Source organism: Bradyrhizobium sp. ISRA464, from assembly GCF_029910095.1.
Taxonomy (GTDB): Bacteria; Pseudomonadota; Alphaproteobacteria; order Rhizobiales; family Xanthobacteraceae; genus Bradyrhizobium.
This window is the reverse complement of the sequence record NZ_CP094526.1, coordinates 2,276,067-2,296,754: the sequence shown is the minus strand read 5'-3', so window position 1 is coordinate 2,296,754 and position 20,688 is coordinate 2,276,067. Positions and strand designations below refer to the sequence as shown.

19 protein-coding genes and 1 tRNA gene are annotated in these 20,688 nt (G+C 61.7%); 4 read left to right on the top strand and 16 right to left on the bottom strand.

All coding sequences use genetic code 11. The features are described from left to right. Nucleotides 1-37: 37 nt before the first annotated feature. The 4 genes from MTX19_RS10765 to MTX19_RS10750 all read right to left on the bottom strand — a co-directional run bounded on the left by MTX19_RS10765 (nt 38) and on the right by MTX19_RS10750 (nt 3,059). Nucleotides 38-235: a hypothetical protein gene (locus tag MTX19_RS10765; protein WP_280983570.1), complete on the bottom strand. Its 198-nt coding sequence runs from the start codon at nt 233-235 to the stop codon at nt 38-40. A gap of 33 nt (nt 236-268) precedes the next feature. Next, on the bottom strand, nt 269-1,060 hold the full coding sequence (locus MTX19_RS10760) for a hypothetical protein (RefSeq protein ID WP_280985960.1): 792 nt from the start codon (nt 1,058-1,060) through the stop codon (nt 269-271). Then, nucleotides 1,060-2,118, bottom strand: a complete 1,059-nt coding sequence (locus MTX19_RS10755) for a hypothetical protein (protein ID WP_280983568.1) — start codon at nt 2,116-2,118, stop codon at nt 1,060-1,062. The genes MTX19_RS10760 and MTX19_RS10755 overlap by 1 nt, the downstream gene beginning before the upstream one ends. Nucleotides 2,119-2,492: 374 nt before the next feature. Then, nucleotides 2,493-3,059 carry a recombinase family protein gene (locus MTX19_RS10750; RefSeq protein WP_280983567.1) on the bottom strand — a complete coding sequence of 189 codons (567 nt, stop codon included), beginning with the start codon at nt 3,057-3,059 and terminating at the stop codon, nt 2,493-2,495. A 220-nt stretch (nt 3,060-3,279) separates the two neighbouring features. On the opposite strand from MTX19_RS10750, the gene MTX19_RS10745 reads away from it, so the two are divergent. Beyond that, on the top strand, nt 3,280-4,794 hold the full coding sequence (locus MTX19_RS10745; RefSeq protein ID WP_280983566.1) for a DUF2235 domain-containing protein: 1,515 nt from the start codon (nt 3,280-3,282) through the stop codon (nt 4,792-4,794). Nucleotides 4,795-4,938: 144 nt separating this feature from the next. Here the strand turns inward: MTX19_RS10745 and MTX19_RS10740 are convergent. From MTX19_RS10740 to MTX19_RS10715, 6 genes are all read right to left on the bottom strand, one after another. Continuing rightward, nucleotides 4,939-5,014 (bottom strand) — tRNA-Lys (locus MTX19_RS10740). A gap of 174 nt (nt 5,015-5,188) precedes the next feature. Next, entirely contained in the window at nt 5,189-5,782 is a 594-nt protein-coding gene (locus MTX19_RS10735) for a Spy/CpxP family protein refolding chaperone (RefSeq protein WP_280983565.1), read from the bottom strand. 226 nt (nt 5,783-6,008) lie between these two features. Beyond that, nucleotides 6,009-7,292, bottom strand: a complete 1,284-nt coding sequence (locus MTX19_RS10730) for a TRAP transporter large permease subunit (RefSeq protein ID WP_280976424.1) — start codon at nt 7,290-7,292, stop codon at nt 6,009-6,011. After that, nucleotides 7,292-7,864 (bottom strand): TRAP transporter small permease, encoded by a 573-nt coding sequence (locus MTX19_RS10725; RefSeq protein WP_280976423.1) that lies wholly within the window; start codon nt 7,862-7,864, stop codon nt 7,292-7,294. Before MTX19_RS10725 ends, MTX19_RS10730 begins: the two co-directional genes overlap by 1 nt. Before the next feature lie 290 nt (nt 7,865-8,154). Beyond that, nucleotides 8,155-9,159 carry a TRAP transporter substrate-binding protein gene (locus MTX19_RS10720; RefSeq protein ID WP_280983564.1) on the bottom strand — a complete coding sequence of 335 codons (1,005 nt, stop codon included), beginning with the start codon at nt 9,157-9,159 and terminating at the stop codon, nt 8,155-8,157. Nucleotides 9,160-10,206: 1,047 nt separating this feature from the next. Then, a complete protein-coding gene (locus MTX19_RS10715; protein ID WP_280983563.1) occupies nt 10,207-10,875 on the bottom strand; it encodes a metalloregulator ArsR/SmtB family transcription factor in 669 nt (222 codons plus the stop codon). Between the two features lie 75 nt (nt 10,876-10,950). Between MTX19_RS10715 and MTX19_RS10710 the strand changes: the two genes are divergently transcribed. The 3 genes from MTX19_RS10710 to MTX19_RS10700 all read left to right on the top strand — a co-directional run bounded on the left by MTX19_RS10710 (nt 10,951) and on the right by MTX19_RS10700 (nt 13,656). Further along, on the top strand, nt 10,951-11,691 hold the full coding sequence (locus MTX19_RS10710) for an MBL fold metallo-hydrolase (RefSeq protein ID WP_280983562.1): 741 nt from the start codon (nt 10,951-10,953) through the stop codon (nt 11,689-11,691). A gap of 4 nt (nt 11,692-11,695) precedes the next feature. Continuing rightward, nucleotides 11,696-12,967: an MFS transporter gene (locus MTX19_RS10705; RefSeq protein WP_280983561.1), complete on the top strand. Its 1,272-nt coding sequence runs from the start codon at nt 11,696-11,698 to the stop codon at nt 12,965-12,967. A 467-nt stretch (nt 12,968-13,434) separates the two neighbouring features. Beyond that, entirely contained in the window at nt 13,435-13,656 is a 222-nt protein-coding gene (locus MTX19_RS10700) for a hypothetical protein (protein ID WP_280983560.1), read from the top strand. A 250-nt stretch (nt 13,657-13,906) separates the two neighbouring features. Here the strand turns inward: MTX19_RS10700 and copD are convergent, their stop codons facing one another. From copD to MTX19_RS10670, 6 genes are all read right to left on the bottom strand, one after another. After that, a complete protein-coding gene (copD, locus tag MTX19_RS10695) occupies nt 13,907-14,839 on the bottom strand; it encodes a copper homeostasis membrane protein CopD (protein ID WP_280983559.1) in 933 nt (310 codons plus the stop codon). 39 nt (nt 14,840-14,878) lie between these two features. Then, the gene (locus tag MTX19_RS10690) at nt 14,879-15,232 is read right to left on the bottom strand and encodes a copper resistance CopC family protein (protein ID WP_280976415.1); all 354 of its coding nucleotides are present in this window, start codon (nt 15,230-15,232) and stop codon (nt 14,879-14,881) included. A 2-nt stretch (nt 15,233-15,234) separates the two neighbouring features. Then, the gene (locus MTX19_RS10685; protein WP_280983558.1) at nt 15,235-16,239 is read right to left on the bottom strand and encodes a hypothetical protein; all 1,005 of its coding nucleotides are present in this window, start codon (nt 16,237-16,239) and stop codon (nt 15,235-15,237) included. Nucleotides 16,240-16,298: 59 nt separating this feature from the next. Further along, entirely contained in the window at nt 16,299-16,670 is a 372-nt protein-coding gene (locus MTX19_RS10680; protein WP_280976413.1) for a DUF2946 family protein, read from the bottom strand. A 207-nt stretch (nt 16,671-16,877) separates the two neighbouring features. Further along, entirely contained in the window at nt 16,878-18,431 is a 1,554-nt protein-coding gene (locus MTX19_RS10675; protein ID WP_280983557.1) for an HlyD family type I secretion periplasmic adaptor subunit, read from the bottom strand. Next, nucleotides 18,428-20,557: a type I secretion system permease/ATPase gene (locus tag MTX19_RS10670; RefSeq protein ID WP_280984760.1), complete on the bottom strand. Its 2,130-nt coding sequence runs from the start codon at nt 20,555-20,557 to the stop codon at nt 18,428-18,430. Before MTX19_RS10670 ends, MTX19_RS10675 begins: the two co-directional genes overlap by 4 nt. Between the last annotated feature and the right edge of the window lie 131 nt (nt 20,558-20,688).

The following is a 20,688-nucleotide window of genomic DNA, read 5'->3' as shown; positions in this document are numbered from 1 at the left end:
TTTCTCCGCCAATCAGTCCATGGGTTCAAGAGCGGTTCTAGCCGCGCACCTGATTTGAAAATCCCTCGATCGCGTTGGGATCAAAATCTCTGCTGGTCATTCCAGCGATCTCACCGCCCAGAACCGACTCGTCTACCTCGGTGGCAGTGTGCTCGATCGGATACCCGCCAGCCCAATCAATCGCTTCTCGTGTAGCCCAACGGCGGGACTTCTGACTCGCATCGTCGAATGTCATATTTGGCCCACCGGTAGACGGTAACCTTCGCCATCACAGTCTCCTATTGTCCTTCTTGGACTTCTTCGGCTTCGCCGCTGCCGCCGACGCCGAATTCGCCTTGTTGATCATTGCCTCGCAGGAAAGGATCAATTGCCGGGCGTATGTTCGAGAAGCGTCAATCACGCTCTTTTTGCTCACACCAAGCCCCATGTAGAGCGAATGCACGACTGCTAGTGCCACGACGACGATGAGGCGCATGGTCGTATCGTCGTCGGTATCAATCGGCATCCGTCTGTCGAGCAGAACTCCACAGAGCAGGACGAGCGCAAGGTTCAGGGTGAGCGCAGGCCATTTCAACCCGAATAGATTGCGCCGAAAGCCATACGTTACGTTCTCGGCAAACAGCACAGCGAATTTCTTGGCATCGCGGGTATTCTCGCGCAGCCATGCTCCGCCTCGGTCATAGAATGCGTCGCCAGCTTTCACTTTGGCCTGTTCAGCTTCCTCGGTTGGAATGGGCAGATTGATCTTGGACGCATAAAACGCGCGGTACTGTTCTTTCGAGGCGGCATCGAACGTATCATCAGAGTAGCGGAGCATCGTGATCGACGGCTTCCCGCCAGTTTCCTCGTAAATGCGCTCTTCGATGCGCTTACCAATCCGCCGTGCAATGTCGGCAGACGCGAACACGAGGACAGGAATGGCGGTAGAGGCTACCACCGTCGTGAGGCCGAACCGGGACCAGGAAATCAGGATCGCCAGTGCAGCGAGGCCGGGAATGGTCGCGAGCAGCGCGGGATAGTAGCGAGCCCGTATGCTGTAGGCGTCAAGGTTCTTGAGCACTAATCGTCCTCTACGTCATGGGAGAACGGTTCGACGGAGAGCGGAACGCCTCGTGCGTCGAAGCCCCAGTGCAGGCGCATCCAGCCCGTGCGCCCCACTGAAACCGGGTACCCTCGCCGAATAAACGCGTTTGTGACCTTCTTGCGCGGGTGGTCTGGCTTCTTGGCCCCAACCATCACATAGGCACGCCCACGCGCTTGGGCGCCCCCGTTCGGCTCGCCTAGCAATGCATTCAAGACCGCAGGAGTGACATTACGGCGACTTCCTTGGTGTGGGATTTGGACGAGGTCGGGTGGGCTAAGCATCCCGAGAAGAGCCGCATAGTTCGCAGCTTCCGTAAGCGCCTCGGGGCCGGCGTCGGCAGTCAGAAGAACATTGTGGCTTTCATGGGAGACAAGCTGGACCACGCTCGTTTCGTTCGACGCCGAGGTTGCAGGAGGATTTTGGTCGAGAGTTTCGATGTAAAGCGTTTCTTTCAGCCGGTCGAGAACGCCCGTTGCGAGTTCAAACAGTCCCCGCGAGGCCGTGGCAGTGTCGCTCTTATAGGGCGGCGGCGTTTTGTCGAGATCGGGGATGAGCTTGATGTACCTTTCACGCGACGGCGCAAGCACCAGGCTAGGGCCGATCTGCGTGCCTCGGAAGACCTCTAGCGGCTCCATCCCACGGGCGCGGGCGAGGTTTTCCAGTTCAACGAGGTATTCGTGCTCGCCCCGAACGTAATCGATCCAGTTCTCCACTTTCCAATTTGGATGGAAGTCCCCGATGACCTCGTGAGCGTAGAGCCAGGGCCGGTTCATCCAAAGTTTGCCGACCTTGAAGCGCTCGAAGACCGGGATCAGGCCAGCCGCATGGTCATTATCCGCGTGGGAAACGATCATGTTGTGTATCGTGACATCTCGCCCGTAGTGGGCCTCGATATGGGCAATCACCTTGTCGCCAACGGAAGCATACCCGCCATCCGTGAGGTTCAGCCAGTACTCGTGGTTCTCGCCCCACTGGACAATAATCGCGTCCCCGTCGCTGTCGCCGACCGGCAGCAACTCAATTGCCAAAGACATACGTTCGCTCCCAAACTGAAGCTGAAAGTGGATTCGCCGTTCATGAATCCTAGGAGTATAGCCGCAACTGTTACGCGAGTCGCAACTTGAGGGAACCTATCCCCCGTTCGATTCCGACGCCCGGAATCTCATTCGCCACGTGTGCCGGTTCGACAGATGCGTAGCATTCTGTTTAGCGCCTTCTACCCAGGCACAGAAAGCAACGATATTTCAAGTGCTTGCCAGTTAGACAAGGCGACCGTCAGGGCACCGGCAGGTGGTCTTGCTCAACAAAGCCCCATGCCGATAAGCGGCGGTGTCAAGCATTCGATGCGGCCGCTCGTACCGCCGCGTCTCCCAACGCGGTCGTGTGGGCGGCATCGAGCAGGTTCACATTAGCCAGCAGCCCGCCATATCGGATTTGAGCTCGCCAAGGTATTTCCCTTCCGACACGAAGGACATGAAGACGCGTCTGACGGTCTCGACCTCTCGGTCCGGGCCGTGAATGATCTTAATGCGGTCAGTCTGGAGGTATTTCTTCTGGCCGTATTCAAGCTGGTTCTTACGATCCCGGTCTCATCAAGCAACTGGCGTCTTAGACCGTAACCGGGCATGCCGCCGTGCCAGAAGCCCATGCGGGTGACGCGCGATTGGCCGAGGAAGACTTTCTTGGAAAGCTGTCGGCTGAAATCGGCAGCATTGAACCGCTTGTTGTTCTTGAGCAAGGCTGCCATCATTCTCAAAGCCTTGAGACCGTCGCGGCAGTGAATGGCAAGGCCGCTAAGGCCTTCATCGGCATAGATGCGAACGATGGTGATGTTGCGTTCTCTGGCGAAGGCCGAGATCACGTCCGCTTGGTTTGCCGTCGAGTAGCGCTGGCTGTCCCGGGACATGCGTACATATTGTGCCGCCCGGGTGGGTAGTATGGAACGACCGGACGCAATCGGTATCTCGTAGGACACGACCGCACCTCGCCGCGGATCGAGCAGAGCCGCCCCAGCCGAGGATAAGCGCTAATACCGATCAAGCCGTTTACGCGACCGCCGCGAGTTGAAGCTTAGATGACTCAGAGTAAGGAGGACATGACAACCTGCGCTGTGCGCAAGTGGCCCAGCTCACATTTCGACACGCACAATCTATGATATAGGTTGGCCTTTTGGCGCACTTGGGGGATGGTGTGCAATGCCGAAGAATATCGTGATCTTTTCCGATGGTACAGGCCAGGCCGGCGGCATCAATTTCGACGAAGCCCGCACGAATGTTTACAAGCTCTACCGCGCCTGCCGGGTCGGCCCAGACACGAAGGTCGAACCGTCCCAACAGGTGGCCTTCTACGACGCCGGTCTTGGTTCGGCGTCCGACGGTGGCCACTTCAAGATCGGTTGGATGCGGTGGCTCTACAACCTTGCCAGTATGGCGACGGGCCTTGGGATCACCCGGAACATTGTTGACTGCTATGCCGCGATCATCGCCCTATATGAGGAAGGCGATCGGATATTTCTGATCGGCTTCAGCCGGGGCGCCTACACGGTCCGATCGGTTGCCGGCGTCATGACCTATTGCGGGGTCCCGCGTCATATGCCGGAGGGCTCGCCCCTGCGCCGTGACCCAGAGAGCATCCACAAGCTGGCCGAGCACGCCGTCAAGGATGTCTATCAATTTTGCCCATCGTACTCGCGCAACGTTGTTGGGTACCGTCAATTCCTGCTGGAGACGCGCGACGCCATCGCCTCCCAATTCAGACAGCGGTACGGCAGCACAATCACCGTCAACGGCGCCGAGCACGCGAACGTCTTTCCCTACTTCATCGGGGTGTTCGATACCGTCGCCGCCCTCGGCCACAAATATTTGGGCGCGGCGCTCGTGACCTCCGGCATTGCATTACTACTCGGGGTTCATCGGCTCGGTGACTCCCTTCAGCTGATCTTTCCATGGGCTGGATGGGGGGCCCGGCTTCTGAGTTACCTCGGCGTCGCGACAGCGCTGATCGTCTTTCTCATGAACTACCTTAAGATCGCTCCGGATCTGCCCGGCTATGGGTTCATGAAGCGCCTCCGGACGGTGCATTTCGCCCCGCCGAAGCACAAATTTTACGACACAACCCTCAATCCCAATGTCGGCTACGCCAAGCATGCGATCTCGATTGACGAGAACCGCGCCGACTTCAAGCGCGTCGGCTGGTCCCCGACAGCCGAGAAGCAGGACCAACGCGACGCGCACGGCAATCTTTACTTCGAACAGGTCTGGTTTCCGGGCGTGCACGCCGATGTCGGCGGCGGCTATATCGAGAATGAGGCTCGGCTCTCGGACGTCGCGCTGAACTGGCTGCTCGCCGGAGCTTCGCTCATTCCGGACGGGCTGAAACACGACGGCAGTGTGCTACGGCTGTCGCCCGATCCCGCGGGCCCCCAACACAATGAGCAGGCGGGAGGCTTCCTCAAGGCCGGAGTTCGTGACCTGCCGATCGATCCCGAGACGGAAGAATCGAGATCACCGATGCACAAATCAGTCTATCGGCGTTTCGAGGCCGCGTCCGTTCTCCTTTACGATCGCATGGCGGCCTACCGCCCAGACAACATGAGGGTTCACGTTGACTTCAAGCGCTATTTCGACGGAAGCACCGCGCAACCGAACCAATGCGTCGCCGATGACATTGAACAGAAGTGGGAAAATGTAGGTTATGTGGGACGGCTTTAAGCGAGTCGCCCGAGTCTCCGCCGCGCTGACGTAGATCACAATGCTGAGATTGGACTGGCCGACCGGCCGCTAAAAACACCGTTTGAAAAACCGTTTTAGTTCGGCTCTCTCAAACGGTTTCTCTTGCTAAGGTCTTGATTTATATGGTGGGCGCACCAGGGCTCGAACCTGGGACCCGCTGATTAAGAGTCAGCTGCTCTACCAACTGAGCTATGCGCCCGGAACTTGTCCGGAAGTGACCCTCGCAAGAGAGCCGCCGTTTAGCAAAGCGAACCCGGGATGTCCAGCAAGCTCAAGCGAGTTTTCCCGACTTTTGGCAATTTGCTCCGACGGACAAAAGCCGCCGGATTCCGGCGGCTTTTCCGTGGCTTGGCGCGGACGCCGCAACCGTTGCTCAGAGCCGGCCCGACCCCTCCTGGTCCGGACCGTCGTCGTGGCCGTAACGGTCATGGTCATAGCCGCGGCCGCTGCCGTGTTCCCAGCGGTCCATGCCGCGCTCGAAGCGGTGGCGGCGCCAGCCCTCGGCGCCGAACCCGTGCCCTTCCATATGGGTGAGCATGGTGAGCCGCCGCCTCTGGTTGTCGTCGAGGATCTTGTAGAGCGGATCGGCGGCATCGGCGATCTTCTTCAGCGACGTCGCGGTCGCCGCCATGTTGTCGGCGCGCTCGCGCAGGCGCGCCACGGGGTCGTCCGGCTTCTGCGCATTGTCGGCCTCGTTCTTCTCCGCGGTCATCCGCGCATTGGCGCGATCGATCCGCATCTTGGCGAAATCGCGCACCGCGGCCTCGACCGGCGGCCACAGCTTCTCCTGATCCGCGTTGAGCTTCAGCCCGGCGTGGACGGCGGCGATGCGCGCGTCGAGGAAGGCAGCGCGGTCCTCGGGGCTCATCCGCATCTGACCATGAAACCACGGACGATGCTGGGCATAGACCACGGTCGAACCGGCAATCGTGAGTGCCGCGACACCGGCGAGCAGGACTTTCTTCATGCGAACCTCCTTTGAAGGTTGTCTGAAGATGAGGCGCCCGGCCGCCGCCTTCAACTTACGGATTGGACAGAGAGACCTCTCTCACCAAGATGTAATCCGCTTTCGTTGCCCGCCAGAAATAAAAGCCGCGTTGATCCATGCTTTCGTTTCCCGTCCGAGCACGAACTTTTCGGAAGACCGCGCGACGCCCTGCGCCCACGCGGCCTTCCGGCTTGCGGATCGCGCGCTAGATCATTCCCAGCAATCGCGGCAGCCACAGCGAGATCTCGGGCACATAGGTGATGAGACCGAGGAACACCAGCATCGCGCACAGCCATGGCAGCACCGAGACCGTGATCTCGCTGATCCCCATCTTGGCGATACTGCTCGCGATGTAGAGATTGAGCCCGACCGGCGGATGGCACAATCCGACCTCGGTGTTGACGATCATCAGGATGCCGAGATGCACCGGATTGACGCCGAGTTTGGTCGCCAGCGGGTACAGGATCGGCGCCATGATCAGGAGGATCGACGACGGATCCATCACGTTGCCGGCGAGCAGCAGGATGACGTTGACGACCAGAAGGAACATCCAGACCGAGAAATTCTTGTCGATGATCCAGGCGGCCATCTCCTGCGGGATCTGCTCATGCGTCATCAGGAACGAGAACAGCACCGCGTTGGTGATGATGTAGAGCAGCATCGAGCTCATGCTCGCCGCCTGCAGCAGCACCTTCGGCACCTCGGAGAGCTTGAGCTCCTTGTAGACGAACACCGTGATGAAGAAGGCGTAGGTCGCGGCGACCGCGGCCGCCTCGGTCGGCGTGAAGATGCCGCCATAGATGCCGCCGAGCACGAGCACGATCAGCAGCAGGCCCCAGATGCTCTCGCGGAACGCCTTGAACTGCTGGGCGATCGTCGCGCGCGGCATCTTCGGATAGCCGTTGCGCTGCGCGACAAAGAAGGTCACGCCGGCCAGCATCAGCGCGAGCAGCACGCCCGGCACGATGCCCGCCATGAACAGCGCACCGATCGAGGTGTTGGTGGAGACGCCGTACAGCACCAGGATGATCGAGGGCGGCACCAGGATGCCGAGCGCGCCCGAGGTCGAGATCACGCCGACGCCGAAGCGGCGCGGATAGCCGTGATCGACCATCGCCGGCATCATGATCGAGCCGATCGCGACCACGGTGGCGACGCTCGAGCCGGAGATCGCCGCGAACATCGCGCAGGCCGCGACGCCGGCGAGCCCGAGGCCGCCGGGCAGATGGCCGACCAGCGAGGTCGTGAACGCGATCATGCGCCGCGCGACGCCGCCGCGGGTCAGGAAGGTGCCGGCGAGGATGAAGAACGGGATCGCCATGATGCCGAAATTGTCGAGGCCCGAAAACAGCTTCAGGCCGACGCTCTCGATCGGCACCTCCGTCATGGTGAACAGGAAGGTGAGCACGGTCAGGCCGAGCGAAATCGAGATCGGCATGCCCGTCAGCATCAGGGCAAACAGCAGTCCGAAGATCAGTGCGGCGCTCATCACGCTTCTCCAAGCGCGATCGGCGCGTTTTTGCTGGTCTCGACACCGTCGACATGGGAGGCGTCATGGTGCGGCAGGTCGTCGGTCCACCAGTAGTTCCAGCACACCTGCAGGAAGCGGAAGCACATCAGGTAGGAGCCGAGCGGGATGCAGGCGTAGACGATCCAGCTCGGGATCTCCATGTCCGGCGAGACCTGATCGGTGTGCATCAGCTCAATGACGAACTTGGCGCCCATCGTGCCGACGATGCCGGTGAACAGCGCACCGCCGAGCAGGCCGAAGGTGATGGTGCGCTTGCGCCAGTAATCGTTGAGGCGGTTGATCAGCACGTCGACGCCGACATGGACACCGGCGCGCACGCCGTAGGCGGCGCCGAACTTCGCCATCCAGATGAACATGTAGATGCAGAGTTCCTGCGACCAGGCGAGATTGATGCCGAACAGGTACGGATAGAGGAACGGCACGTCCACTAGGAAGCGGTGCATGACGGTGACGAAGGTGAGCACCGTCGCGGCGCCCATCAGGCTCGCGATGATGATTTCCTCAAGCCTGTCGAGAATTTTGAGCAGCATTGATCTCCCCAGTCATGGCCGGACACGGCAACCGGCCACGCCCCGTTGCCGCGGCCTGATCCAGCCGCGGCGCTCATTAGATTTGCGAGAGGGTTCTCGACTGAGAGGCCCATCTGCGAACTCGTTGCACCTCTCCCGCTTGCGGGGGAGGTCGTATCGCATCGAAGATGCGATACGGGTGGGGGCTCTCTCCAACGGAATGACTCGCGGAGATAGCCCCCACCCCAGCCCTCCCCCGCAAGCGGGAGAGCGAGCGCACCGCCTTCCTGGCGGCTATTAGGCGATTCGCCTCAGTTCATCGGGCCGCGGCCCGTCTCCTTCAGGAACTCGTCGATCAAGGGCTGGCCGACCCGCGACGCGACTTCCTTGTAGACCGGCAGCATCGCCTTGCGCATCGCCTCGTTCTGCTCCGGCGTCAGGCTGATGATCTCGGTCTTGCCGGCCTTCTTGATCGCTTCAAGCGCATCGTCGTTTTCCTTGGCGGACTGGCTGTTGCCGAATTCGGTCGCCTCCTTCATCGCCTTGGACAGCTCGTCGCGGATATCGGCCGGCAGGCCGTCCCAGAACTTCTTGTTCACGATCACGACGTAGCCGATATAACCGTGGTTGGTGACGGTGGCGTATTTCTGCACCTCGTGCATCTTCTGGGTGTAGATGTTCGACCAGGTGTTCTCCTGGCCGTCCACGACGCCGGTCTGCAGCGCCTGGTAGACGTCCGAGAACGCCATCACCTGCGGGATCGCGCCGAGCGAGCGGAACTGGGCTTCCAGCACCTTCGACGACTGGATGCGGAACTTGAGGCCCTTGTAGTCGGTGGGCGCGACGAGCTTCTTGTTGGCGCTCATCTGCTTGAAGCCGTTGTCCCAATAGGCGAGACCGGTCATGCCCTTGGAATCCAGTTTCTTGAGCAGCTTGGCGCCGAGCGGGCCGTCGGTCACTTTCCGCAGCGCTTTCAGGTCGGGCAGGATGTAGGGCAGATCGAACACCTCGAATTCCTTGATGCCGATCGGGCCGAACTTCGAGTTCGACGGCGCCAGCATCTGGACTGCGCCGAGCTGCAGCGCCTCGAGTTCTTCCTTGTCCTTGTAGAGCGTCGAGTTCGGATAGACCTCAACCTTGACCTTGCCGTTGGTGTACTTCTCGGCGAGTTCCTTGAACTTGTCCGCCGCCTTGCCCTTCGGCGTGTCCGAGGCGACCACGTGGCTGAACTTGATGATGATCGGCGATTGGGCCGACGCCGGCCCCACAAAAGTCACTGCCGCGATCGAAACCGCAGCCAAGATCAGTTTACGCATCTATCCTCCCGCGCAATTGCGGGGCACGAACCGCCGGCCCCGAGACATCCGGCCGCACCATTACAGAGAAGCTTCGGCGAATGCCATTGCCCCTTTAGCAGGGTTTGATTTTCATCATTGCTGCACTGCAAAAGCCTGCAGCGGTATCCACGTCTGCGCGCCGGTGTAAGCGAACGACGCCGAAACGCGTGGTCCGCTGTGCCCGGCGGAGGCGCTGCCGTCAATGTGGGGTTCGGAAATGGCGGGTTCGCGCGGCACGAACGCTGTCGCCGGTTCAGGGCCGGGATGACGCCGAGAATGTGCCGCATCTTGCCGGTCATACACCAGCATTCTCGCGACACGAACTGTCCGAGCTTTGCATCTCGTTCCGCCCTCTCAATCAGCAGAGGGCGCAGGGAAAGCCGGGTGCCGATCGCACCCATGGGTCCCGAGCAAATGGAAAGCTCGGGAGGTAGGACCACAGGTGAAACCGGAAAACACTCCGGCTTTCCCTGCGCGATGGTTTTACGGCTTATACGTGCTCTCCCCGGCGAGACTGGGCTTTGTTGTCACCGTCTTTGCAAAAGCGCTTCGCGCTTTGCAAGGAGACACCTGCCACTAGGGCGTCAGGCCTGCACGACTTCACCGTCCGCTATCTGCCACGCTCGTCAGCCGTGACATCGGCGTCCACCGCATCTCGACCCAACACTCGTGACGATCGCGAAGCGCCCCTCAGGCGGGTGAGACGGGTGGATCATAGACTGAGTTGTATTTCTGGAAAACGGAAATATTTCTCGCGCTAGGTCTTGACAGGTTTCTGACTGATTTGCCCGTCGTGTCCAATCGGCAACAGGCTTCCGGGCGAAAGCGGCGCCGTGCGGCGCGTGGGCGAGTTAGCGCCTGTGCTCACAAGTCCGGAAAGGCCGATAGGCTCAGCCGCGTTCTCGCACTCGCTCAAAAGCGGACCTTTCCGGCTGGCCATCAACACGGGGGACGCAACACTCGTCAGCAGAGATCCTCCGTGCATATCGCCCGTCAAGTTTTCCGATATAGTTAGATCCGCTTAGCTCAAGCAACAAATTCGACCGGCAGGCCTGCGGCCTTCCATTCGGGGTATCCATCCTCGAGCCGGCGGACGGAATAGCCTTGGGCCCTGAGCGCCGCGACGGCTTCAATCGAAAAGACGCAATAGGGACCACGGCAATAGGCGATCACTTCGCGGCTTTTTGGAATTTCCGCCAAGCGTCGCTCCAGTTCAGCGAGCGGTATGTTGAGCGCGCCAGGGAGATGACCAAGCGCGAACTCGTCCTCGGGGCGCACATCTAGCACCGTCACCAGATGGTCGTGCAACCTAGCGACCAAATCCTCTCGCGACACAGGTTCGAGCGCATCTCGGGCGTGAAAGTAATCAGCAACGACGCTGCTGATTTCGGCAATGTTCCGTTCACCCACGCGACCCAGGGCTCTGAGCAGCGTAACCACTTCAGTCTCGCCGGCTAGGCGATAGAGAACGTGTTTGCCGCGCCGCGTCGTCTCTACGAGGCGTGCTCGCCTGAGAATCTGCAAGTGTCTCGATGTATTGGCGAAGGTCAGATGCGCCCGGGCAGATAGCTCCTCGACGCTGCGCACGCCCTGCGCCAAATGTTCCAACAACTCCAGCCGGTGCGGATGGCCGAGCGCCTGCGCCACCTCGGCGAGGTTCTCATAGATCGCTTGTTTCGGCCCGATGCTTGACACGTCATCTCCTGGATATATCATTCAGCAGATCGATTGAATGTCAATCTACGTTCTCTGATAGAGGAGTGCAAGCCCATGATCCTGCGTCAATTCTTGCACAATAGCCCCGTCGGCATTTCGTACCTTTTCGGCTGCGGCGGCAAGGCCGCGGCTGCGGTGGTTGATCCGGTCGGTGACATCCAGCCCTATCTGCAAGCTGCCGACAACGCCGGGATGCGAATTCACTTCGTCGTCGACACGCATGTTCATGCCGACCATCTCTCGGCGGGTCGAGCCCTCGCCGGCGCGGCAGGGGCCGAATACGTGCTATCGGCAGAGGCAGGCGTATCATTCTCATACAAAGGCGTGCGGGACGGCGAGGTTCTCCCGCTCGGCAACGTCTCAGCGACGGTGCTGCACACCCCAGGCCACACACCCGAGCACATCTGCCTTCTCGTGACAGATCGAACGCGCGCCAACGAACCCTGGTTCGTCTTGACTGGCCACACGCTGATGGTCGGCGATCTCGGCCGCACCGAACTCGCCGCCAATGCCGAAGAAGGCGCAAGGCAACTGTTCCGCAGCGCGCGCAGACTGAAAGGCCTTCCCGACTATGTGGACGTCATGCCCGGCGCTTATGCGGGCTCGGTCTGTGGTCGCCGCCTCAGCGGAAAGCCGTGGTCCACCATCGGCTTCGAGAAGCGGCACAACCAGGCGCTCATGATCGAGGACGAGGCCGAGTTTGTCCGGTTCATGGTCGCGGAGATTCCGCCGGCGCCGCCAGAAGCCGCGCAGATCAGAGCCGCCAATGCAGGTGTCACGGCTGCTACGGCCTGATTCCATGAGCGAAGCAGTGTCCGCGCCGCAAGCGGCCCCATCGGTTCGGCTAGGGCTCCGGGAGAACTGGCCACAGTTCGCGCTGCTGCTCCTGATCAACGCGTTCGTCGGCGGGATGGTCGGGATCGAGCGAACCGTCGTGCCGCTGATCGGTGCCGAGGAATTCAGGATCGGCTCGACGACGCTTGTCGTCTCCTTCATCGTCAGCTTCGGCGTCGTGAAGGCGTGCGCCAATCTGATCTCCGGCCAGCTGGCCGACGCCTGGGGACGCAAGCGTGTTCTCATCCTCGGTTGGCTCGTCGGCCTGCCGGTGCCCTTCATGATCATCTCGGCGCCGAGTTGGAAATGGGTCGTCGCCGCCAACGCCCTTCTGGGCATCAACCAGGGTTTTGCCTGGTCGATGACCGTGATCATGAAGATCGATCTGGTTGGGCCCAGGTCGCGCGGTTTGGCGGTGGGCCTGAACGAGTTCGCCGGTTATCTCGCAGTCGGCGTGACCGCATATCTCACTGGATACATTGCGTCGGAATCGGGGCTGCGGCCGGCGCCGATCTATCTCGGTGTTGCCTATGCGATGCTCGGCTTCGCGCTCTCGATCTTGCTGGTACGCGACACCCGCGATCATGTTCGGCTCGAGACTGCGGGCCATGCGCGGCAGGTGGTTCCCATCAGTTTTAGGGAGATCTTCCTCCTCACCTCATTCAAGGATCGCAACCTGTTCGCCGCATGCCAGGCCGGACTCGTCAACAACCTGAATGACGGTATGAGCTGGGGCATCTTTCCGCTGTTCTTCGTGTCCTTTGGCCTCTCGGTCGAACGCATCGGTATTCTGAAAGCGATCTATCCGGCAACCTGGGGCATCCTGCAGACTGCAACAGGCCCGCTGTCGGACCGCTGGGGCCGCAAGGGGCTGATCACAGCCGGCATGTGGATCCAGGCTGCAGGCTTATTCCTGACCGCCGTGACCAGTCATTTCGAGTGGTGGCTGGTCGGCAGCCTGCTCCTCGGAATTGGCACGGCCATGGTTTACCCGAGCCTGATCGCTGCCGTCTCCGACGCATCGCATCCGAGTTGGCGCGCCCGCTCGCTCAGCGTCTACCGCTTCTGGCGCGATCTCGGCTACGCGATCGGCGCGCTGTCGGCGGGCATTGTCGCCGACCAATTCGGGCTTGCAGCGGCGATCATCGCGATCGCCGCGCTCACCTTCATCTCCGGCGTCGTCGTCGCGGTGCTCATGCGCGAACGTGCTGGTTCGGGAACTGCCACAGGCACCTAGGCAGCCGCAAAAGCGAATTAATGGAAGAAGTAGGCGTGGCGAGATGTTTCGCGGGAGCATCCTGATCGTCGCCCTCGTATCAGTACAGTAATGCCCCCCTCGCCCACGCGCGATGACGGCCGCTATGCACGCTCGCCATTGAGGACGCAGTTCGAGCATCTCTCGAGCAGAAAGAGTCCATGCCGTGCGTTGAATGCACGGAGAAGCGGGTAGCCTGCCGCGAAGACTTGACGGACTTTTGCTGAGTTGCTCGCCGTGTCCAATCGGCAACAGGCTTCCAGGCTAACCGCCGCTCCATCCCGCCCGGCGGAGGCACCAGCGCTCTTCCAGGGCACTTCTTAGGAAGCCCGTTCCCAAGATCTGCCACCCGATCCGTCTAAAGACTCAAGGTCCGCTTTTAGGGTTCTCGGCCCGTGAACGAAGTTCCGTGGTATAAGCGGAACCTACGTCATGGGTGGGGTCGGCCGATGCCAATCAACCGCGTGCTGAAAACCGGCAAATATACGCCTGAGGAAATTGAGATTTTGAACAAAGCTTTCGACCTTGCCTTACGCTCGATGGGCCTCGTTGATCGCAATGATCCGCTTTGCGAGATGGTGGCTCGCAAGGTTATCGAGGCTGGCGCAACCGGCATGAGTGAGCCGAAAGAGATAGCGGACACGGCCGTAGCCAGGATTGGCCTGCGATAACGCCGTTGGAGGCCCGCGCCTGTTGGAGTGCCGGCCAGCAAGCCCGCGCGCGGATGAAGCAAGATTTGAGTTGCCCGGTCGGGCTACGGGCGCGTCGCCCTAGTCTAGCCCGACGGGCGCAGATCGATCGCAAACGGATGACTGTCCTGCCATGTCCCCTTCAACGCCATCACTTCAAGCGGGACCGCTTCGGACAAGACGTGGACTTCGAAATCTTTGCGGCGAGAACAGTAGCTTCGATGGTAGCTAGTCACCGAGAGGTTGTGAGATTGACCAAGTGAGTGGCCGGATGCAAGGTTCCGAGCACCGCAACAATGACAAGGATGCCCAGTCCGAGCGCTGTCTCAATCGCACTGTTACGGATCAGGTAATGAAGCGCGCGAGACGGTTGTTCCTTTCCGGTAAAGGCGAGCTGTGGCGTCAAGCGAAACCGGTTGATAGCGGCGAAGGTGAGCATCACCACGAACATCGCAATTTTGAACATCAGCAGGCGCCCATATTCGGTGGCCACCAGCCCATAGAACGAGCCGACCAGAATGACGCCGTTGACAATGCCACTGAGCAGGATGATGGCCACGCAAACTACGCCCATCGTCGAAAATCGTCCGATGGCATGCCGGACGAGCGATATGTTTTCGCGTACCTGGATGGTCGTCAGGAAGGTGATCAGTGAGACCAGACCGCCGATCCAGGCTGCCGCAGCAACGACGTGCAGCGCGTCTGCTGTGAGATGCAGATAGCCCGTCACGCCAACAGTTGAGCCGGCATGGCCGGTCCAGGCAAGGCTGCCGGCAAGCCCGGTCGCCGCCGCAAGCCCTAGCCATTGTGCGGCTACCGCACGGTTATAGATGAGGCAGGCGGCCAGGCAGATCGCCAGACCTGCGCGAATGATCGTCACCCGACCGAACTGAGTTTCGTTGAGCACCGTCGACAGCATGTCTGCCGTCAGAGCCTCGTTGAAGGGCTTTCCACTCATCGACGACGTTTGCAGCAACAGCCACAACAGGCCCGAGATCACCGCCACGACAAGGCAGGCCCATGTTCCCCGCCGCGCTCGCTTCCGGAATGAAATCGCCACCGTCGCATGGTGCTGCAAGATGGGGCCAGCGATGAGCACCCCGAAGATAACGCTTCCAACCGCCACCGCGGTCGCCACGAAGTGCACGGCGCGCGTCGCGACCATCGGCGCTCCTGCTGCGGACCAATCCATCGCAACGGTGCTCTATCGACCGACCTGGAAGGTGAAGCTCCCGTCAGTCTTGTGGGTATCCACGGACAACACGTGCCAATTGACGTGGTAGGTCCCGACACCGCCGCCTTTTAACATGACGGACATCTGGCTGCCGTTCACACGCGCCTTTCCGGCATCGACACGCTGGCCGGAAGGACCGGTGACCGTGACCGAACTGAACGCCGGTTCGAGCTTCTGGGTGAAGTAGAGCGTCACCGCGCGCGGCGGGCTTGCCACCTTGTTGCCGACGCGCGGCTCGGCATGATCGAGAAGGGCATGGGCGTATGCTTTGCCGGTCGCCAATGACAGCAGCGCGATGATCCAGATCAGAGATGAGCGTCGCATGATCATTTCCTCGCAAAAGGACTGGCAGGCTGCATCGCCCCACCAAAGATTGGCCTGCCGATTCCGTGGGGATCGATATCGTCGAGATATAGGTGGAGCTGGGCGATCACGCCGACGCGGGTCCCGCTTTGCCGATTGACCGGGACAAGCGCCTCGACACCGAGCTGATAGGTGCTTCCGACCCAGAGAACGCCGGGGTTGATCGTGCCGGTCGTCACCGTCCCCGATGTCAATGTGTTTGCGACCGGCGTCTGCATTCTGGCCTCGACCAGGGGGATCAGGTGATTGAAGAAGTCCGGCAGCCCGAGATCGATGACCGCGGATTTCAGATAGGGCATGCTGTACTGGATCGTTCCGCCCCAGTTCAGCACCTGCGGATGAAACTCGGTGTCGGCGGTCGGTTCACCGGTGTCGGGATCGATCCCGAAGGTCGTGGTGGAATGCCGGCCTGGGATCGCATAGCCGACCTGTCCGGTGACCGCGACGGGCCGCAGCCATGACAGGGTGTCAGGCAGGTCACCGAAGCCTTTGCCGAAAAAGACGCTCGGCGTGTAAGTGTTGAACGGATCAGCTCCGACGCTATCCGAGCCGGTGCCGCCCCATTCGATATTCAAGCCGACCGACATCACGAATTCATGGGACGGGTCCTTGAAGACCCGATACTTGAACGTCGTCTCGAGGTTCTGGAACCCATGAGCACCAATCCCGGTAGGGCCGCCCGGCGGGCTGAAGACGCTGTAGGTCGAGCCGATCGAGATCGCGAACGCCTCGGTGATGCGCTTGGAAAATTCGCCGGAGAAGTCGCGCTCTCGAAATGATGGATCGTCGCCGGTGTTGAAGCTTGACACCGTCGGCAGTGATAGCTCGTCATTCACGCCTGGGTCGTCGATGCCGAGCGTAGCCGGAAAGAACCGGTTGCCGACGATTTCGTGGGCTGTGCTTCCGGAAAAAGGAATGAGCGCGATGGCAAGTCCTGGCAAGGCTGCACGCGCATGACGGATGAACATGGAAATCTCCGCGAGCGTTGATGTGTAAAGGGCTCAGCGGCCTTTTTGGCCGCGCAGCTTTACGACGGAAACGGCGGCGCGCGCGCCTGAGCCTCAGAAGCAATTCTCGAACCGAAGAGACCCGGCGCCCAGTCCTGCCAGGCTATCTGGCTTGTCAGGCGATCCACCGCGATCGAGGCTGATGCCTGCCGAGTGTCGATCAAGGCGCCAGTCTGCAGTACATTGCAGGCGACGCAGAAGTCATGGACATGCTGGCCGGTCTGATCGTCCTGCTCGGGTCCTTGTGCTGCACTCGCGTGGCAGATGACTGCGCCTGCAAGCGGATCGGAGGCCGCAAGACTGGCCGCCCAGCATGCGCTGATCGGTGCAAAGATCTGCACCAGCAGGGCAACCAGGACTATAGGCAAGAGATTGTTCGGCTGTCGGCGCATCGGTCTCCCCCGCGGCAATCTATCGCGAGGGAGAGCCCCCGTCGAGCCAAGGGACAATGCACAGGCGTTGGAGGGAGGGTGGCTGACGATTTGGTGGAGTGTGTTGCGCGCCAGCAACGGCGCGACCTCGATTTCAGAGACCCGCATCTCCGCCCAATCCACTTGGGCTCGACGCAGACGACTCCGCACGGCAGGTGCGCGCTGTACCTATCGCTCCTTCAACGCCTCGGATGCGATCTTGGCAAGCGGCGAAAGCAGATAGTCGATCACGCGGCGGCTGTCGGTCTTGATTTCGACAGTCACGGTCATGCCCGGCGTTAGAGCGACCGTCGCGCCGTCTATGTCCATCGCCTGCTCGTCGAGCGCGATGGTCACCGGAAAGACGAAGCTCTGCGGCTGCCCAGCCTGACTGGCAGGCGGGACGCCAGCCGTATTGGCGGTGGCGGGCGCGTTGGCGAGACCGCGCTTGGCCTCCTGTTCCTCGACCGCCTCGGAGGCGATGCGCACGACCTTTCCATGCAGAACGCCGAAACGGGTGAAGGGGAAGGCGTCGACCTTGATCGCCGCGGTCTGGCCGGGTTTGACGAAACCGATGTCGAGATTGGCGACCAGCGCATCGATTTGCAGCGCCCCTTCGGTCGGCGCCACGACCAGGAGCTGCTGCCCCGTGGTGACAACCTGGCCGACCGTGGTCACAGCGATCTGCTGGGCGACACCGTCGACCGGCGAATGGAGCCGGGTGCGCGCCAGGCGTGCCCAGGCCTTGACCACCGCCTGCTTGGCTTCGTCCGCCTTGCGCTCGGCCTCGGCCTGCTTGTTGCCATTATCCGCCACGAATTGCGAGAGCGTCTTGATCTTCTCGCTCGCGAGCTCCATCAGCGCGGCTTCGGTTTCGATCAACTCGCCTTCGTCGGAGGCCCGCGAGGATTGCGATTTCTCCAGCTCCCCCTTGGCGTCGTAGAGATTGATCTTGGTCCCGACCTTGAGATCGTACGACTGCTGGCGCACGCTGAGGAGCCCGGTCAGCGTTTCGATCAGCTTGTCCTGGTAGGCGATCCTCATTTCCAGGCGCTGACGTGTCGCCTCCTTCTGAGCCATCTGCTTGTCGAGGCTTTGCAAGGCGCCGATGAGCTGGTTGACGTCCGCGGTCAACACCGCAGCCTCGCGCAAGCGGATCGCCTCCGGCAGTTCGACACCCCAGACAATTCGCGGCGCAGGGTCGGCGGCAGCTTGCATGAGGTCGGCGATAACGGCTTCGCGTGCGCCCGCCTCCTTTGATTTCGCTGGACCGTCGAGCACGGCTCGCGCAGTTGCGATGGCGAAACGCCGGCGCGCGATTTCGGCGAGGTCCGCATGGAGCGCATCGCGCTGGGCATTGGCCTCCGCGGCCGCCTCCGCGGGATCGAGCTCCAGCAGCAGGTCGCCCGCACGGACGCGCTGCCCGTTCTCGACGTGGAGGGCAGCGATCTTGCCGGGGTCGAACGGTTGGATCACCTTGGCGCGCCCGGCCGTGTCGATTTTGCCCGGTGCCACCGCATGCACGTCGAGCCGCCCGTAGAACGACCAGGCAAGCGCTGCTGCGAAAAACACGCAAATCGTCAACATCGTAACGATGGGCAGAGGCGGCGCCGGCGTTTCCAGGATCTCGATCGCGGCCGGCAGGAATTCGCGGTCGCGGCCGGCGACGACCGCGGCAGGCAGGGGGACCGGCTGGAGAGGCGGCGGCGAAGGCGGAAGCGGTAACGCGGCTCTTTGGTTCATGCCCGGGCCCTCGCCTGATCCGACTGCAGCGCCCAGAGTCTTGCGTAGAGGCCGCCTCGACGCGCCAGGAGTTCCTCGTGAGTTCCGATCTCGACGATCTCGCCCTTGTCCATTCCGACGATGCGTGTACACGGACGCACCGCCGCCAAGCGATGGGCGATGATCAGCACCGTGCGGCCGCGCACGATCGCGCGCATGTTCTCCTGGATGACACGCTCGCTCTCGTAGTCCAGCGACGACGTCGCCTCGTCGAAGATGAGGATGCGCGGATTGGAGGCGAGCGCGCGAGCGATGGCGATGCGCTGGCGCTGGCCGCCCGAGAGATTGGCGCCGCGCTCCTCGATAATCGTGTCATAGCCCTGCGGCATCTGCGCGATGAACTCGTCGGCGCCGGCGAGCTTCGCCGCCTGGATCACCCAGGCCCGCGGTGCGGCGGGATCGCCGAGCGCGATGTTCTCGTGGATCGACCGATTGAACAGGATGTTCTCCTGCAGCACCACGCCGATCTGGCGGCGGAGCCAACCTGGGTCGAGCTGGGCGATGTCGACGCCGTCGAGCATCACCTGCCCTGCCTGCGGCGCATAAAGTCTCTGCACCAACTTGACGAGGGTCGACTTGCCCGAGCCCGACGCGCCGACGAAACCGATGACTTCGCCCGCGGCGATCGACAGGGTGACGTTGCGCAGCGCTTCGGCCGCATCCGCCCGATAGCGCAACGACACGCCGCGCAACTCGATCGCGCCCCTCGGTGGCGGCAGGGTCAACAGGTTCTGCGGCGTGGGTTCCGGCGGCGTGTTCAAGATGTCGCCGAGCCGCGCCACCGAAACCTGGACCTGCTGGAAGTCCTGCCAGAGCTGGGAGAGGCGCAGAATCGGCGCCACCACCTGGGAGGCGATCATGTTGAACGCGATCAGCTCGCCGACCGTCATCGCACCCTCGATCACCGCCTGCGCGCCGAACAGCAAGATCAGGGCCGTCGTGGCCTTGCTCACATACTGGACGAGATTCTGGCCGAGCGCGCCGGTGACGCCGGCATCGAATGACGTGCGAACATAGGACGCGAGCCGCTCTTCCCATTGGGCCTGCATCATCGGCTCGACGCTCGCCGCTTTCAACGTCGGCGCCCCGACGATCGACTCGACGAGAAACTGCTGCGATCGCGCTCCGCGGTTGAACTTTTCGTTGATCTGCTCACGCAGAACCGGCCTGATAAGCACTGCGATCAGCAGATAGACGGGGATCGTGCCGAGCACGACCAGCGTCAGTCTGGCCGAGTAGATGAACATCACCACGAAGAAGACGAGGGTGAAGACGAGGTCGAGCAGCGAGGTCAGCCCCTGCCCGGTCAGGAAGCTGCGGATCGTCTCGAGCTCGCGCACGCGCGCAACGGTCTGGCCGGCCGCGCGCGTCTCGAAATAGGCCAGCGGCAGGCGAAAGAGGTGATGGAACAGACGCCGGCCGAGCTCCACGTCTATCCGGTTGGTGGTGTGGCTCAGCGTATAGGCGCGCAGGAATTGCAGGACCGACTCGAACAGCCCGAGCGTGACCATGCCGACGATCAGAACGGCCAGTGTCGACAGGCCCTTGTGCACCAGCACCTTGTCGACGATGAGCTGGAAAAAGATCGGCGTGACGAGTGCGAACAGTTGCACGAAGAGGGACGCGACCGCGACCTGAGCCAGAGGCCGCCGGTAGCGCAGGATCGAGGGCAGGAACCAGTGGAATCCGAATGTGCGTGGGTCTGTCCCCGCCCCGCCCAGGCGGCGCGTGATCAGCACCACCTCACCCGATGATAGCGCCACGATCTGCTCGATCGGCAGCTCCCGCCCAATGCGGGCAATCGGATCGAGCAGCCGCGCCAGCCCTTTCGTCGGTGAGGCCGCCAGCACGCGGAAGCCGCCGTCCCTAAGGCCGATCAGCGCGGGATAGGGAATGGCGGCGAGGCGCTTGGCCGTGACGCCGCGCAGGATGCGCGAGCGCAATTTCAGTTGGTTGGCGCCGCGGATTATATCCTCGGCCTCGGCAAAGCGGCCCGTCAGCGCGAGCTGATGGCGCAATTGCGCCGGATCGGCGGCGATCCGGTAATATCCCGCGATCACGGCCAGCCCGGCCAGTCCAGAGTCCATTGCCGTGGCCGGCGCGGACAACGGCTCGACCTTGGGCGGCCCGGTCGGCACTCGCTTGACCGCAAGCGCTTCCTTGATCTGCGCGATTACATCGTTCACCTCGTGCACCGTATAGCCCGGTGCCGCGCCGG

Excerpts from the sequence above, each read along its gene's own strand:
- MTX19_RS10765 (WP_280983570.1), bottom strand. The coding sequence starts at position 235 with ATGACATTCGACGATGCGAGTCAGAAGTCCCGCCGTTGGGCTACACGA.
- MTX19_RS10755 (WP_280983568.1), bottom strand. The coding sequence starts at position 2,118 with ATGTCTTTGGCAATTGAGTTGCTGCCGGTCGGCGACAGCGACGGGGAC.
- MTX19_RS10745 (WP_280983566.1), top strand. The coding sequence starts at position 3,280 with ATGCCGAAGAATATCGTGATCTTTTCCGATGGTACAGGCCAGGCCGGC.
- MTX19_RS10735 (WP_280983565.1), bottom strand. The coding sequence starts at position 5,782 with ATGAAGAAAGTCCTGCTCGCCGGTGTCGCGGCACTCACGATTGCCGGT.
- MTX19_RS10730 (WP_280976424.1), bottom strand. The coding sequence starts at position 7,292 with ATGAGCGCCGCACTGATCTTCGGACTGCTGTTTGCCCTGATGCTGACG.
- MTX19_RS10725 (WP_280976423.1), bottom strand. The coding sequence starts at position 7,864 with ATGCTGCTCAAAATTCTCGACAGGCTTGAGGAAATCATCATCGCGAGC.
- MTX19_RS10720 (WP_280983564.1), bottom strand. The coding sequence starts at position 9,159 with ATGCGTAAACTGATCTTGGCTGCGGTTTCGATCGCGGCAGTGACTTTT.
- MTX19_RS10710 (WP_280983562.1), top strand. The coding sequence starts at position 10,951 with ATGATCCTGCGTCAATTCTTGCACAATAGCCCCGTCGGCATTTCGTAC.
- MTX19_RS10705 (WP_280983561.1), top strand. The coding sequence starts at position 11,696 with ATGAGCGAAGCAGTGTCCGCGCCGCAAGCGGCCCCATCGGTTCGGCTA.
- MTX19_RS10700 (WP_280983560.1), top strand. The coding sequence starts at position 13,435 with ATGCCAATCAACCGCGTGCTGAAAACCGGCAAATATACGCCTGAGGAA.
- copD (WP_280983559.1), bottom strand. The coding sequence starts at position 14,839 with ATGGTCGCGACGCGCGCCGTGCACTTCGTGGCGACCGCGGTGGCGGTT.
- MTX19_RS10690 (WP_280976415.1), bottom strand. The coding sequence starts at position 15,232 with ATGCGACGCTCATCTCTGATCTGGATCATCGCGCTGCTGTCATTGGCG.
- MTX19_RS10685 (WP_280983558.1), bottom strand. The coding sequence starts at position 16,239 with ATGTTCATCCGTCATGCGCGTGCAGCCTTGCCAGGACTTGCCATCGCG.
- MTX19_RS10680 (WP_280976413.1), bottom strand. The coding sequence starts at position 16,670 with ATGCGCCGACAGCCGAACAATCTCTTGCCTATAGTCCTGGTTGCCCTG.
- MTX19_RS10675 (WP_280983557.1), bottom strand. The coding sequence starts at position 18,431 with ATGAACCAAAGAGCCGCGTTACCGCTTCCGCCTTCGCCGCCGCCTCTC.
- MTX19_RS10670 (WP_280984760.1), bottom strand. The coding sequence starts at position 20,557 with ATGGACTCTGGACTGGCCGGGCTGGCCGTGATCGCGGGATATTACCGG.